17 protein-coding genes are annotated in these 13094 nt (G+C 38.3%); 14 read left to right on the forward strand and 3 right to left on the reverse strand.

All coding sequences use genetic code 11. The features are described from left to right. The first annotated feature begins 26 nt into the window (after nt 1-26). The 13 genes from rplO (at nt 27) to truA (ending at nt 8631) form a co-directional block, all read left to right on the forward strand. Complete coding sequence (rplO, locus tag HMPREF9707_RS01035; protein ID WP_006700871.1) at nt 27-467, forward strand: 50S ribosomal protein L15; 441 nt, start codon at nt 27-29, stop codon at nt 465-467. Continuing rightward, the gene (gene secY, locus HMPREF9707_RS01040) at nt 467-1762 is read left to right on the forward strand and encodes a preprotein translocase subunit SecY (RefSeq protein ID WP_006700872.1); all 1296 of its coding nucleotides are present in this window, start codon (nt 467-469) and stop codon (nt 1760-1762) included. The genes rplO and secY overlap by 1 nt, the downstream gene beginning before the upstream one ends. A 20-nt stretch (nt 1763-1782) precedes the next feature. Further along, nucleotides 1783-2445 (forward strand): adenylate kinase, encoded by a 663-nt coding sequence (locus tag HMPREF9707_RS01045; RefSeq protein WP_006700873.1) that lies wholly within the window; start codon nt 1783-1785, stop codon nt 2443-2445. 43 nt (nt 2446-2488) lie between these two features. Continuing rightward, entirely contained in the window at nt 2489-2707 is a 219-nt protein-coding gene (gene infA / locus HMPREF9707_RS01050) for a translation initiation factor IF-1 (protein ID WP_006700874.1), read from the forward strand. A 25-nt stretch (nt 2708-2732) separates the two neighbouring features. Continuing rightward, nucleotides 2733-2846, forward strand: a complete 114-nt coding sequence (gene rpmJ, locus HMPREF9707_RS01055) for a 50S ribosomal protein L36 (protein WP_022155406.1) — start codon at nt 2733-2735, stop codon at nt 2844-2846. Nucleotides 2847-2870: 24 nt separating this feature from the next. Next, entirely contained in the window at nt 2871-3233 is a 363-nt protein-coding gene (gene rpsM, locus HMPREF9707_RS01060) for a 30S ribosomal protein S13 (RefSeq protein ID WP_006700875.1), read from the forward strand. Nucleotides 3234-3261: 28 nt separating this feature from the next. Next, nucleotides 3262-3654: a 30S ribosomal protein S11 gene (rpsK, locus tag HMPREF9707_RS01065; protein WP_006700876.1), complete on the forward strand. Its 393-nt coding sequence runs from the start codon at nt 3262-3264 to the stop codon at nt 3652-3654. A 75-nt stretch (nt 3655-3729) separates the two neighbouring features. Beyond that, a complete protein-coding gene (locus tag HMPREF9707_RS01070) occupies nt 3730-4674 on the forward strand; it encodes a DNA-directed RNA polymerase subunit alpha (protein WP_006700877.1) in 945 nt (314 codons plus the stop codon). A gap of 41 nt (nt 4675-4715) precedes the next feature. Further along, nucleotides 4716-5096, forward strand: a complete 381-nt coding sequence (gene rplQ, locus HMPREF9707_RS01075) for a 50S ribosomal protein L17 (RefSeq protein ID WP_006700878.1) — start codon at nt 4716-4718, stop codon at nt 5094-5096. A 238-nt stretch (nt 5097-5334) separates the two neighbouring features. Continuing rightward, the gene (locus tag HMPREF9707_RS01080) at nt 5335-6174 is read left to right on the forward strand and encodes an energy-coupling factor ABC transporter ATP-binding protein (protein ID WP_006700879.1); all 840 of its coding nucleotides are present in this window, start codon (nt 5335-5337) and stop codon (nt 6172-6174) included. After that, nucleotides 6144-7046 carry an energy-coupling factor transporter ATPase gene (locus tag HMPREF9707_RS01085; RefSeq protein WP_006700880.1) on the forward strand — a complete coding sequence of 301 codons (903 nt, stop codon included), beginning with the start codon at nt 6144-6146 and terminating at the stop codon, nt 7044-7046. Before HMPREF9707_RS01080 ends, HMPREF9707_RS01085 begins: the two co-directional genes overlap by 31 nt. Then, nucleotides 7036-7839 (forward strand): energy-coupling factor transporter transmembrane component T family protein, encoded by an 804-nt coding sequence (locus HMPREF9707_RS01090; protein ID WP_006700881.1) that lies wholly within the window; start codon nt 7036-7038, stop codon nt 7837-7839. The genes HMPREF9707_RS01085 and HMPREF9707_RS01090 overlap by 11 nt, the downstream gene beginning before the upstream one ends. A gap of 21 nt (nt 7840-7860) precedes the next feature. After that, nucleotides 7861-8631: a tRNA pseudouridine(38-40) synthase TruA gene (gene truA, locus HMPREF9707_RS01095; protein WP_006700882.1), complete on the forward strand. Its 771-nt coding sequence runs from the start codon at nt 7861-7863 to the stop codon at nt 8629-8631. 62 nt (nt 8632-8693) lie between these two features. On the opposite strand, the gene HMPREF9707_RS01100 is transcribed toward truA, so the two are convergent. Further along, on the reverse strand, nt 8694-9350 hold the full coding sequence (locus tag HMPREF9707_RS01100; protein WP_006700883.1) for a hypothetical protein: 657 nt from the start codon (nt 9348-9350) through the stop codon (nt 8694-8696). A 103-nt stretch (nt 9351-9453) separates the two neighbouring features. On the opposite strand from HMPREF9707_RS01100, the gene HMPREF9707_RS01105 reads away from it, so the two are divergent. After that, entirely contained in the window at nt 9454-9960 is a 507-nt protein-coding gene (locus tag HMPREF9707_RS01105) for a GNAT family N-acetyltransferase (RefSeq protein ID WP_006700884.1), read from the forward strand. A 50-nt stretch (nt 9961-10010) separates the two neighbouring features. Here HMPREF9707_RS01105 and HMPREF9707_RS01110 read toward each other — a convergent pair whose 3' ends face one another. Beyond that, complete coding sequence (locus HMPREF9707_RS01110; protein ID WP_198003475.1) at nt 10011-11507, reverse strand: PALP domain-containing protein; 1497 nt, start codon at nt 11505-11507, stop codon at nt 10011-10013. Between the two features lie 153 nt (nt 11508-11660). Further along, nucleotides 11661-12959, reverse strand: a complete 1299-nt coding sequence (locus tag HMPREF9707_RS01115; RefSeq protein ID WP_006700886.1) for a dicarboxylate/amino acid:cation symporter — start codon at nt 12957-12959, stop codon at nt 11661-11663. Between the last annotated feature and the right edge of the window lie 135 nt (nt 12960-13094).

Raw genomic sequence — 13094 nt, forward strand, 5'->3', positions numbered from 1 at the left:
TATTCTAATAATAAGGAGGTGCCTAGATGAAACTTCATACATTGAAACCTGCAGAAGGTTCGCGTTTCGAACGCAACCGTGTAGGACGTGGATCAGGGTCAGGAAATGGTAAAACTGCTGGACGCGGTCAAAAAGGACAAAAATCCAGATCAGGTGGAAGAGTACGTTTAGGATTTGAAGGTGGACAACAACCATTGTTCCGTCGTTTACCAAAACGTGGATTCCAAAATATCAACCGTAAAGACTATGCCATTGTAAATATTGAAGATTTAAATCGCTTCGAAGATGGAACAACGGTTAATTTTGAACTCTTAAAAGAGGCTGGCCTTGTAAACAAGGAATTATCTGGTGTGAAAATCTTAGGACAAGGTAAATTAGAGAAGAAATTAACAGTCCAAGCTGCTAAATTCTCTAAAGCTGCTGAAGAAGCTATTACATCAGCAGGCGGATCTGTTGAGGTGATGTAATGTTCTCCTTTCTAAAAAATGCACTCGCAGATAAAGATATTCGTAAACGACTTGGTTTTACATTATTTATCTTTGCTATTTTTCGTCTTGGAACACATATTCCTGTTCCAGGTGTTAATGCACAGGCATTATCTAAGTTAGGAAATACAGGTATTTTAGGAATGTTAAATACCTTTGCAGGAGGAGCTCTACAGCGATACTCATTATTCGCCATGGGAGTATCTCCTTACATTACCGCTTCAATCATTATGCAACTATTACAGATGGATCTAGTGCCTAAGTTTACTGAATGGGCTGAACAAGGTGAAGTTGGACGCCGTAAACTCAATCAAGCAACGACTTATCTGGGTATTATACTCGGTTTTATACAATCGCTTGGATTATCATTTGGCTTCAACCGCCTATCGGGCTTAGGATTAATTAAAAATCCGTCGATGAGCACCTATATAACAATCGCACTAATTTTAACCACAGGAACGATGTTCTTAGTTTGGTTAGGAGAACAAATCACGCGTAAAGGTGTGGGAAATGGCCTCTCAATGATTATTTTCGCTGGGATTGTCGCACAAGTACCACAAGACGTTTATCGTTTCTTTAGCGCAATGATTCATGGCGCAACGGGTGAAAAATTACGTAATGGAGTATTAATTCTATTAGGAGTGATTGTTTTACTTGTATTAGCGATTGTTGTTGTCGTTGTGATGGAAAGTGGTCAACGGAGAATCCCAATCCATCATTCTAAGAAGGCATCGGGTGCAAAACATACTGCTCATTTACCTTTAAAAATTAATGCAGCTGGTGTGATTCCCGTGATTTTTGCTTCATCATTTATTACAACGCCACAAACAATTTTCTCATTAATGAATACGCAAGATGCTGGTCCAGTTCAACAATTCTTTATGAATTTATTTAATTTACAACACTGGATGGGTGCAGTATTTTATACCGTATTATTAATTGCATTTACTTATTTCTATGCTTTGGTCCAAGTAAATCCAGAGAAGGTTGCTGAAAACCTACAAAAACAAGGCGGATATATTCCAAGAGTACGTCCAGGTAAAGATACAGAATCGTATATTACTTATTTATTAAATCGACTCAGCTTTGTTGGTGCTTTATATCTTGTTGTCATTGCTGTTGCACCTATTATTGTCGGTTTGATTTGGAAGATTCCAACAAATATGGCTTTAGGTGGAACGAGTTTACTTATTGTCGTAGGTGTTGCAATGGAGACAGCAAAACAAATTGAAGGACGTATGATCAAACGTCGTTACCGAGGATTCCTATATAATTAAGAGTAAGGACTGATAATTAAATGAACATACTATTGATGGGTTTACCTGGAGCAGGTAAAGGGACGCAAAGTGAACAAATCTCACGCGATTATCCAATGATTCATATTGCAACTGGAGACATTTTCCGAGAAGCAATCAAAAATGAAACAGAGCTTGGATTAAAAGCGAAAGAATACACGGATGCAGGCAATCTCGTTCCTGATGAAGTGACAAATAGTCTCGTATCTGAGCGCTTATCGCAACCTGATGTTAAAGAAAATGGATTCATGTTAGATGGCTATCCAAGAACAAGCGATCAGGCTAAAGCTTTAGAAGAAAATTTAAAAGCGTTAAATGAAACTCTAGATGCAGTCATTTATATTGATGTTAATGCTCAAACACTTGAAGATCGTCTAAGTGGGCGTATTATTTGCCGTAACTGTGGCGCTACATACCACAAGTTATATAATCCACCTTCCACTGCGGGAGTATGTGATACATGTGGATCAAATGATTTCTACCAACGTGAAGACGATAAACCAGAAAAAGTGAGACACCGTATTCAATTACAAATGGACTCAATTCGTCCGATTCTTGAATACTATGAAGCTAAAGGATTACTCCATCGAGTAAACGGTGATAATCAGATTGAAAACGTATATCGGGAAGTTCGCGACATTCTAGGAGAAAGTCCGCACGCTTAATTACTTACGTTATTCACTGGTATAAATAAGGAGGGAATTAAGAGTGGCTAAAGAAGATGTCATTGAAATTGAAGGAACAATTTTAGAAACGTTACCTAATGCCATGTTCAGAGTTGAATTAGAGAACGGTCATGAAATTTTGGCTCATGTTTCAGGTAAAATTCGTATGAACTATATCCGTATTTTACCAGGGGATAAAGTTACAGTAGAAATGTCTCCTTATGATTTAACTAAGGGTCGCATCACGTACCGCTTCAAATAGAAGTTCGAACTAAGGAGGAAATATTATGAAAGTTAGAGCATCAGTAAAACCAATTTGCGAAAAATGTAAAGTAATCAAACGCAATGGTAAAGTGATGGTAATTTGTGAAAATCCGAAACACAAACAACGTCAAGGATAATAATACAAAGGAGGAAACAACACTATGGCTCGTATAGTCGGTGTAGATATCCCTCGTGATAAGCGAGTAGTGATTTCATTAACATATATCTACGGTATCGGTAAAACGACTGCTTTGCATATTTGTGAAGAGGCAGGCGTGAATCCAGATACTCGTGTCAAAGACTTAACTAACGACGAATTAGATAAAATTCGTGCAGTAGTAGATGGCATTAAAGTGGAAGGTGACTTACGTCGTGAAGTCAGCTTAAACATTAAACGCCTTCAAGAAATTGGTTCATACCGTGGTATGCGTCACCGTCGTAACTTACCAGTTCGCGGTCAAAACACAAAAAACAACGCTCGTACGCGTAAAGGACCTAAAAAAGCCATTACTGGCAAAAAATAATTAATCTGATAAGGAGGGAATGTATTTCATGGCTAAAAGACAACAAACTCGTAGACGTCGTCGTGATAGAAAAAACATTGAACGCGGTATAGCTCATATTCGTTCAACTTTTAATAACACGATTGTGATGATTACAGACGAGCAAGGTAATGCGGTATCATGGTCTTCTGCAGGATCTTTAGGATTCCGTGGTTCTAAGAAATCAACTCCATTCGCCGCACAAATGGCTTCTGAAGTTGCAGCTAAAGGTGCAATGGAACATGGTATGAAGAGCATTGAAGTTGCAGTTAAAGGACCAGGTTCAGGACGCGAATCTGCAATTCGTTCTTTACAAGCTGCTGGTTTAGATGTAACAGCAATTCGTGACGTGACTCCAATTCCTCATAACGGATGTCGCCCACCGAAGCGCCGCCGTGTATAATTGTAATAAGCCTCAAATAAATTGTTGCTTGAAATTATTATTGGACTAGCGTATTGAAAGGGGACCTTATTGCTAATGATCGAAATTGAAAAACCAGAGATTACAATAGTAGAAGTCAGCGAAGATGAGAAATATGGCAAGATTGTGATTGAGCCGCTAGAGCGTGGCTATGGCACAACCCTTGGAAATTCATTACGTCGTATCTTATTATCCTCATTACCCGGAGCAGCAATTACAAATATTCAAGTAGACGGTGTTCTGCATGAATTTGCCACCGTTGATGGGGTAGTAGAAGATATTCCAGCTATTATCTTAAACTTGAAGCAATTAGCCCTTAAATTATATACAGAAGAAAGCAAAGTCATTGAATTAAATGTAACAGGTCCCAAAAAGGTTACCGCAGTTGACATTATTCATGACAATGAAGTTCAAATTTTAAATCCAGATTTATATATTTGTACACTTGCTGAAGGCGCAACGCTAAGTATGCGTATGAATGTATCTAAAGGGCGTGGCTATGTTCGCAGTGAATATAATAAAACTGAAGATATGCCAATCGGCGTATTGCCAGTGGATTCAATTTATACTCCTGTGGAGAAAGTTAACTATCAAGTTGAGAATACACGCATTGGTCAAAAGAATGTTTATGACCGCTTAACCTTGGATATTTGGACTGATGGATCAATCAGCCCAGAACAATCTTTAAGTTTGGCCGCAAAAATTTTGACCGAACATTTAAATATCTTTGTTAACTTAACTGAAGAAGCTAAAGAAGCAGAAATTATGGTAGAGAAGGAAGAAACTGAAAAAGAAAAAGTTCTTGTAATGACTGTTGAAGAACTTGATCTATCAGTCCGTTCTTATAACTGCTTAAAACGTGCAGGAATTAATACCATTCAAGAATTAACTGATAAGACCGAAGCAGAGATGATGAAAGTTCGTAACTTAGGTCGTAAGTCCTTAGCTGAAGTAAAGAACAAACTAGATCAGTTAGGGTTAAGCCTAAAAGAAGAAGATTAAAGTCCACTTCGTCAATCAGTCAGTGATAAGGAGGAAAATGAATGTCATACCGTAAATTAGGACGTACCAGTTCACAACGTAAAGCAATGTTACGTGATTTAACCACAGACGTATTAATTAACGAACGTATTGAAACAACAGAAGCTCGCGCAAAAGAAGTGAGAAAATTTGTTGATAAAATGATTACGCTTGGTAAAAAGGGAGATTTAGCATCTCGTCGTAAAGCAGCGTCATTCTTACGTCGTGAATTAGCAGATGTGCGTGTTGAAGAAGATGAACTAATTATTCAATCTGTATTAGATCGTCTATTCGATGATTATGCTACACGCTATGCAGAACGTAATGGTGGTTATACACGTATTCTTAAAAAAGGACCTCGTCGTGGTGATGCCGCACAAATGGTTATTTTAGAATTAGTGTAATCGATAAGATAGATTTTTGAAACACTTAATGATGGAGAGTGTTACGATTAGTACTTAAGTAACTAGTCTAGCTCTAAAGCACAGCCTATTCGTGCTGGGGTTGGGGGTTCACCCCAACCCACGCTTCATCGTATAAGTGGTTTTTTTATCGTTAAATTATGATTTAACTCATAATTTGAATGACAATTTAACGATAAAAAATACGGCGTTCGTATTATTAGCTATAGGAGGGAAATACTTGACACTTCCAATCATTGAATTAAAAGATGTTTCGTTTAAATATAATCAAGCTGAGCGTAACGCTTTAAACCAAATTAATTTATCCATCAATGCTGGAGAATGGATCGCTGTGATCGGCCCAAATGGCTCGGGTAAATCAACCTTAGCAAAATTGATGAATGGACTTCAAATACCTAATCAAGGCCAAGTGCTGATTAATCAGGAAGAATTAAATCATGATACAGTTTGGGATGTTCGTCGGTTAATCGGTATGGTTTTTCAAAATCCGGATAACCAATTTGTGGGGGCTACGGTTGAAGATGATGTCGCCTTTGGATTAGAAAATATGGGCATCGAGCGAGAAGAAATGATTCAACGCGTTCATGAATCGCTTGAACAAGTTCGAATGTTACCGCATCTTAAGAAAGAACCCGCACGATTATCGGGAGGTCAAAAGCAACGTGTAGCGATTGCTTCAGTGCTAGCTTTAAAACCTGGAGTAATCATTTTAGATGAGGCAACGTCGATGCTGGATCCACTCGGACGTCAAGAATTGATTGAGGCAATTGCAGAGCTTAAGCAACAATATAATTTAACCGTCATTTCAATCACGCATGATATTAACGAAGCGGCGAAGGCAGATCGAATTTTTGTATTAAAAGCGGGTCACTTAATGTATGAGGGAACACCTGAAGAAATTTTCCATTATGGCGAACAGTTAATTGATTTTGGATTAGATGTTCCATTTGCAGTTCAACTGATGAAAGAACTAGAAAATCGGGGTGTTACCGTTCCTGAGGATTATTTAAGTGAGGAGGAGCTCCTAAGATGGATCAGCACATCGTATTTGACCAAGTAAGCCATATTTACAATGAGAAGACTCCCTTTGAAGTTCGAGCGCTAGATCAAGTCAGTGTTTCAATACCACGTGGTAAAGTCACTGCGATTATTGGGCATACGGGTTCTGGGAAATCAACGCTCATTCAGCATTTAAATGCGCTACTACGACCGACCCATGGACGAATGACCATTGATGGTGAAGTCTTTACAAAAGATTCAAAACACACGAATTTAAAGCAATTACGTAAAAAAGTAAGTATTGTTTTCCAATTTCCTGAATCACAACTTTTTGAAGAAACAGTCTTAAAAGATGTAATGTTTGGCCCGATTAATTTCGGCGCATCGCCAGAAGAGGCACGTCAGGATGCAATAGAAATTTTGCGTCTAGTAGGTATTCCAGATGAACTCTTTGAACGCTCACCGTTTGAGCTTAGTGGTGGTCAAATGCGTCGCGTAGCCATTGCAGGTGTTTTAGCTTGCCGACCTGAAGTTTTGGTTTTAGATGAGCCAACCGCAGGTTTAGACCCCGCTGGTCAAAAACAGATGATGGACTTATTCATGCAACTCCAAAAGGATTACCAACTAACGTTAGTTCTCGTCACCCATAAAATGGAAGATGTCGCTCGTTACGCCGATCATGCGATTGTGATGGAACGAGGGCGCGTTGTCAAAGAGGGGAGTCCAGCAACATTATTTGAGAGTCAGCAATGGCTTGAAAGTAAACAACTAGCACTCCCACATGCTGCTGAATTTTATCACCAGTTATTAGAGTTGTCCGATCGTCCTGCGCCAACAGTGTATCTCCCTTTAACAATTGAAGCCTTAGCAGACCAAATTATTAAGATGAAAGCGATGGGAACAAAGGAGGGGGATGATACCAATGAATACTAAGCTATTAATAGGAAGGTATATTCAAGGAGAATCCTTTGTTCATCGATTGGATCCTCGGACGAAATTATTGGCTAGTTTTTACTTTATATTAATTGTCTTTTTAGCGAATTCATGGTGGGGTTATTTAGCTCTAGTGATCTATGCTTTCTTAGTAATCTATTTCACCGGAATTTCAATGCGTTATTTCCTAAAAGGGATCCGTCCGATGTTATGGATAATTTTGTTTACAGTTGTTTTTCAACTGTTTTTTACCACCGGAGGCACCGTTTATTTTCAGTGGAAAATCATTCGTATCACTTCGGTAGGTGTGACGAATGCGGCTTATATTTTTATGCGCTTAGTCTTGATTATAACAATGTCTACTGTTTTAACACTCACGACGTCACCGATTGAACTAACTAATGGCATCGAACAACTGCTCAGACCTTTATCAAGATTTGGTTTTCCGTCGCATGAAATTGCGTTGATGTTGTCGATTGCCCTACGCTATGTCCCTACTTTAATGGATGAGGCTGAAAAGATTATGAATGCCCAACGTGCAAGAGGGGTTGAGTTTGATGAAGGAAGTTTGATTCAACGTATCAAGTCATTAATTCCAATTTTAGTGCCATTATTTATTAGTGCTTTCAATCGAGCGGATGAGATGGCGATTGCGATGGAAGCAAGAGGGTATCGAGGCGGCGAAGGGCGTACCCAATACCGCCAATTACAGTATACTCGCCGGGATTCCATAGCTTTCCTATCACTCGTATTGCTTACAATCATACTGTTATTGATTCGATACTTTACTTAATTTCTGGAAAGGAATGAGCAAATGCCTCGTTATGCGTTAAAAATCCAATATGATGGCACGAACTATGTTGGGTATCAAGTACAAGACAATGGATTATCAATTCAAGAGGTGTTAGAACGGGCTTTAAGGCGAATTGCAAAAGTTAGTTCGACAACGCGAGTTGCTAATACAGTATCAGGGCGTACGGATGCAGGTGTTCATGCACTAGGACAAGTTGTACACGTTGATTTTCCTTATGAAATTCCATCTGAAGGGCTGCGTAGAGGATTAAATAGTATTCTTGATGATTCGATTCGTGTGGTAGCTGTTGCTTGTGTGAGTAACACTTTTCATGCACGCTACGATGCGATCAGTAAAACTTATCGCTACATTGTGGACTTAAATGATTTTCCAAATCCATTTACGCGATTATATACCCTCCATCATCCTTATCCGATTGAAATCGCGCGTATTGAGGAAGCAATTCAAGCTGTTAAGGGAACGCATGACTTTACCAGTTTTTGCTCAACTAAGACCCAACAAGAAGATAAAGTTCGGACGGTTACTGAAGCAGCCATCGTATATCAAGAAGATGCGAATCATTTAATCTTCACGTTTAGTGGTAATGGTTTTTTATATAATATGGTACGTATTTTAGTGGGGACGCTATTACAAATTGGCGATGGGATTCGTCCGGTATCAGATATGGAACGGTTACTACAAGTTCGAGATCGCAATCTTGCTGGACCTACCGCAAAACCTGAAGGATTATTTCTAGTTGAAGTGGTATATCCAGAAAATATTTTTAAATAAACAAAGAGGCTGGACCTATGGGTTCCAGCCATTTTTTAAAGTTAATTTAACCAAATTTGAATTTAATCAGTCACAATGACTTCTTTATCCGTCAACCATTGATCTAGCTTTTGAATTTCAGGACATAAGTAAGCGTGAACTTTTTCGTTAATTTCATTAAAGCCACTGATCGAGCGAATCGGAGTCTGTTCATTCATAAAGATTGACATAAAGGTCATTAAAGTATGCTCATCAATGTCAATTCGTTGCGTCATAATATCGTTCATGTCACCGATAAAATGGTAGCGAACACCTACTAAATTGATAAAGTCTAATGTTTTATCCCGCTCTTTAATTAAAACTACGCGTCCTAAGTAATAGTCATAATAGAGTAGGTAACATTTACTTGAAAAATAGTAATTTAACATCACTTTACAATCGTCTTTGGTAAAACTTCTTTTTAATTTTAATTGTAGTGTATCGTCTACTCGCGTATTAATGGCCGCCATTATGGCTTCGGTCATGGCATCTTCGTTAGGATCTTCTAAATAAATTTCCTCAACATGGTAGATTGGAATGTTCCAGACCGATTCCCGGCGACTAAAACGAAAATAAAACTTATAAAAATCAACTAAACGATAACTGCGTTCGCGAATATTATAAGTAATATACTTTTGTTCAGGGTTTGCGATGTATTCTTTAGCTAATCTTCTAGCTTGACTTTCAGTAATATATTGCATGATGTTTGCTCCTTCATGTATGATCACTTACTAGATTATACGATTATTTGATTGAAATCAATCTTAAGATATAATGAATGTAATAACAAAAGGAGTTATAAAAATGAAACTATCACTTCGACCGGCTAAGTTATCTGATTTGTGGGATATCATGGAAATTATTGATTATGCCAAGTCGCTGCAACGAGATCAAGGGAATCTCAATCAATGGGGGGAGAATTACCCGCTGAAACAGCATATTGAATCAGATATTGAACGTGGAGAGAGTTATGTGGTTGTTTCAACGGATAAAAATGAGAAACCGTATCTGGTCGGGACATATTGTTTAATGAATCAGCCTGAGCCCTCCTATGCGACAATTGAAGGTTCCTGGTTAAGTACTGCTCCTTATGTAACCGTCCATCGCATGGCATCGCGCCAACGTGGCACCGGACGATTTATTATCGAGTCATTGAAACAAAACTTTTCAAATATCCGTATCGATACACATCGCGATAATACGGCGATGCTTCATCTTTTATCAAGCTCAGGTTTTGAATATTGTGGTACGATTCAATTAATCAACGGTGGTGGAGAACGTTTAGCGTTTCATTATGTCGAGAAAGAATAAAACACAAAACTCCAGGCGTACTTTTTCAGTGTATACCTGGAGTTTTTAAGTTAATCTAATTTATTGAACCATTCTTCTAAGAAAGGCTTGAGTTTTTGATGTGTTATTGAATAAAGATGGCTGTCGACGGTATTAATCGATTCAAGAATCGAATCGGGTAAATCGTACTGCAAAATATTTTCGGTCAATTCTAAAATTTGCCGATCTGTCTTACCATCTACTGGAATATTTAGGGCGTCTAACGTCGCATAAGGGAATTTATAAGGGCTGGAGGTTGCAATAACCATTTGCTTATGTGTCAGCCGTCCTTCACGTCTTAATTTACGCATACCTGCCATCGCAACGGCACTATGAGGATCAAGTAAATAGATATGGTTTTCAAAAGTTTGTCGAATTTGAGCTTTCGTTTCTGCATTGGTAATACACGTTGCAATAAAATCATCAATATTACTGTAATCTTCGGGGTCTAATTTGAATCGCCCAGTTTGTTTAAGTTCATCCATATGATGTTTTGTATGCTCAGCGTCTTCATTGAGCAAGTAGTATAGAATTCGCTCGAAATTACGTGGTAGGCGGACATCGAGAGAAGGGCTGAGTGTATGATAAGTTGGTCGATTGAGTTCAAATTCGCCGGTCGTAAAGAGTTGATAGAGGTCGTTATTTTCATTATTAACGCAAATTAATTCTCCCATCGGTAATCCCATTCTGCGCGAATAGTAGGCGCTAAGTAGGTTGGTCCCGTTCCCCGTTGGAATGCTAAAATCTACTAATTCTCCAATCGTAATTTCATTTTGGCGGATAAGTTGGGCATAAGCATAATAGTAATAGACAATTTGAGGAATCACTCTTCCAATATTAATGGCATTCAATGAGCTGTAGTGCCAATGTTGTTCTTCGAGGCGCTGTGTAAGGGGTTGATCCAGTAAGATATGCTCCAATGTTCCGACAGTTTCTCGGAAGTTATTGATAATCGAGACAACTTTTTTAGGATACGTTTGATGAACTTTAAGCTGTTTCTCTTGTAGGCTCGACATAATATCTTTTGGATAGAAGAGTAAGACACGAAAGTTATCAAACTCTCTAAAAGCCTCGAGAGCAGCTTTTCCAGATTCACCTGTTGAACTCAACATTAAAATTAATTGTTTGTCAGGCATAATATTGGCTCGCGCAGCTTCAAAAAGATAAGGTAAAATCGCCATACTAATATCTTTATAGGCAACCGTTGGCCCATGGAACAACTCTAGAATATAATAATCGCTCACTTTACGAACGGGAGTAATTTGATAATGGTTAAATCGTTCGCGATAGGCAGAGTTGATGGCATCGCTCAATTGTTCAGATGAGAAATCATCAAAGAAAAGTGCTAAAATTTTCTCTGCCATCTCTTGATAAGATAATTGGGAAAATGTCTCCCAATCTACTTCAAAATGCGGAATATGTTCAGGTACATAAAGACCTCCGTCCGGAGCTATGCTATTCAATAAAGCCTCCCCAGCAGTGACACGATGCGCTTGATTTTGTGTACTTACGTAATACAGATTCCTCACCCCCAATCATACTAGAGGTAGTATACCATAAAATATAAATGAAGATAATTGTTTTAGAAGCTATTCGAAATTATACGATATCGAAGAATAAAATAAGGCCACTTTCAATTAAAGAAAGTGACCAGAATAGATCATAATTACAATGCGTGATATCTATGCATCAAGTTGTGCGGTAGTTTGATGGAATTGTTCCTCATCAATGAGATGATTACTTGCTGCCACCATAAATCCAGTTGAAGCTCCTGCATGTACGTTGGTAGAAGTTCGGGCCATATCTGCCATTCCAGCAATTGGACTTAGAACTAGAATCATCTCAACTGGAAGCCCCATTGCTGCAAATAATGCAGTAGCTTGGATAGTACCAGTACCTGGGACACCAACGGTTCCTATTGAAGCCAGTAAAGCGGCGCCAACCATTAGGAAATATTGGTTAACTGAGAAATCAATATTTAGTGCATTGACTGTAAAGATAGCTAGTAATACTGGCCAGATTGAAGCACATCCAGGCATTCCGAAAGTAGTACCGACAGAAGCCGAAATCGAAGCGATATTTTCGGGTACTCCCAATTCTTTCTGACAGCGAATATTAGCAGGAATACTACCAATAGAGCTTTGGGTAGTGAAGCCAATTAACCACGCAGGGAATAATTTACGTTGAACAATTAATGGATTATGACGTCCAAACAACGTAATTAGACCAGATGTTGTGATAAAGGTATGGAAGAAGCAACAAATATAAACCGCCAATAAAAGAATAAGCAGTGAAGTTACGAACGAGAAATCTAATGTAGCTACTTGATTAGCTAAAAGAGAAAGTACTGCATATGGGGTAAATTTAACGATTGAGCCAATTGTTTTATTCATTACTTTATTTCCCGCCACAATGAAATCAATAAATGGCTTGATTTCTTGTTTGTCTTCATAGATTAAAATAATGATACCAATAATCACAGCAAAAATAACTACTGGAATCACTTTGTTATTGGCCATGTTATCGATAATATTACGTGGGAAAAAGCTGACAATAACTTGTGAAAAATGAGGAACTTCTGCAAGTTCATCGGTAGAAACCATATCAATGCCTGCATTGAGTCCTAAGTTCATTAATTGACCCATAATAATTGCAATAACGGAACCTAAAATATTATGGAGTGAAAGAAAACCTAATGTTTTGCCTCCGATAGAACCTAAAGTTTTAAGGTCTCCAATATTGATAATCGTTGCAATAATTGAAAAGAGTAGTAAGGGGATTACAAAGGCCATTAATAGGTTGGCGTATATTTTACCAAAGATTACGACGTAATCGGTGTGACCTTGGAAAAAGTATCCTAAAATGGCACCCATTGCAGTCGCGGTTAATACTCGGACCATTAAAGACATTTTGCGTTGCTGCATTTTGTATAAAATATAAAAAAGTACTAAGGTAATCAGAAAAGCCAAAAGACTATACATTCAAGAATCCTCCTTTAGTTGATCGAGTTCGTCACTTGACCCTGTCTGCTATCTGGAAAAATATTTTGTAAAAAGATGCAAAGGTGCCAAGTAGGGTACGCTATGCTAGCGCAAGAGATATTACATCATTTAGAC

The sequence above is a fragment of the Falseniella ignava CCUG 37419 genome (genome assembly GCF_000301055.1).
Taxonomy (GTDB): Bacteria; Bacillota; Bacilli; order Lactobacillales; family Aerococcaceae; genus Falseniella; species Falseniella ignava.

Bases quoted from the DNA above. Each gene is read 5' to 3' on its own strand.
- secY (WP_006700872.1), top strand. From the start codon at position 467: ATGTTCTCCTTTCTAAAAAATGCACTCGCAGATAAAGATATTCGTAAA.
- rpsM (WP_006700875.1), top strand. From the start codon at position 2,871: ATGGCTCGTATAGTCGGTGTAGATATCCCTCGTGATAAGCGAGTAGTG.
- HMPREF9707_RS01090 (WP_006700881.1), top strand. From the start codon at position 7,036: ATGAATACTAAGCTATTAATAGGAAGGTATATTCAAGGAGAATCCTTT.
- HMPREF9707_RS01115 (WP_006700886.1), bottom strand. From the start codon at position 12,959: ATGTATAGTCTTTTGGCTTTTCTGATTACCTTAGTACTTTTTTATATT.
- rpsK (WP_006700876.1), top strand. From the start codon at position 3,262: ATGGCTAAAAGACAACAAACTCGTAGACGTCGTCGTGATAGAAAAAAC.
- HMPREF9707_RS01070 (WP_006700877.1), top strand. From the start codon at position 3,730: ATGATCGAAATTGAAAAACCAGAGATTACAATAGTAGAAGTCAGCGAA.
- truA (WP_006700882.1), top strand. From the start codon at position 7,861: ATGCCTCGTTATGCGTTAAAAATCCAATATGATGGCACGAACTATGTT.
- rpmJ (WP_022155406.1), top strand. From the start codon at position 2,733: ATGAAAGTTAGAGCATCAGTAAAACCAATTTGCGAAAAATGTAAAGTA.
- HMPREF9707_RS01105 (WP_006700884.1), top strand. From the start codon at position 9,454: ATGAAACTATCACTTCGACCGGCTAAGTTATCTGATTTGTGGGATATC.
- HMPREF9707_RS01100 (WP_006700883.1), bottom strand. From the start codon at position 9,350: ATGCAATATATTACTGAAAGTCAAGCTAGAAGATTAGCTAAAGAATAC.
- rplO (WP_006700871.1), top strand. From the start codon at position 27: ATGAAACTTCATACATTGAAACCTGCAGAAGGTTCGCGTTTCGAACGC.
- HMPREF9707_RS01045 (WP_006700873.1), top strand. From the start codon at position 1,783: ATGAACATACTATTGATGGGTTTACCTGGAGCAGGTAAAGGGACGCAA.
- rplQ (WP_006700878.1), top strand. From the start codon at position 4,716: ATGTCATACCGTAAATTAGGACGTACCAGTTCACAACGTAAAGCAATG.
- HMPREF9707_RS01085 (WP_006700880.1), top strand. From the start codon at position 6,144: ATGGATCAGCACATCGTATTTGACCAAGTAAGCCATATTTACAATGAG.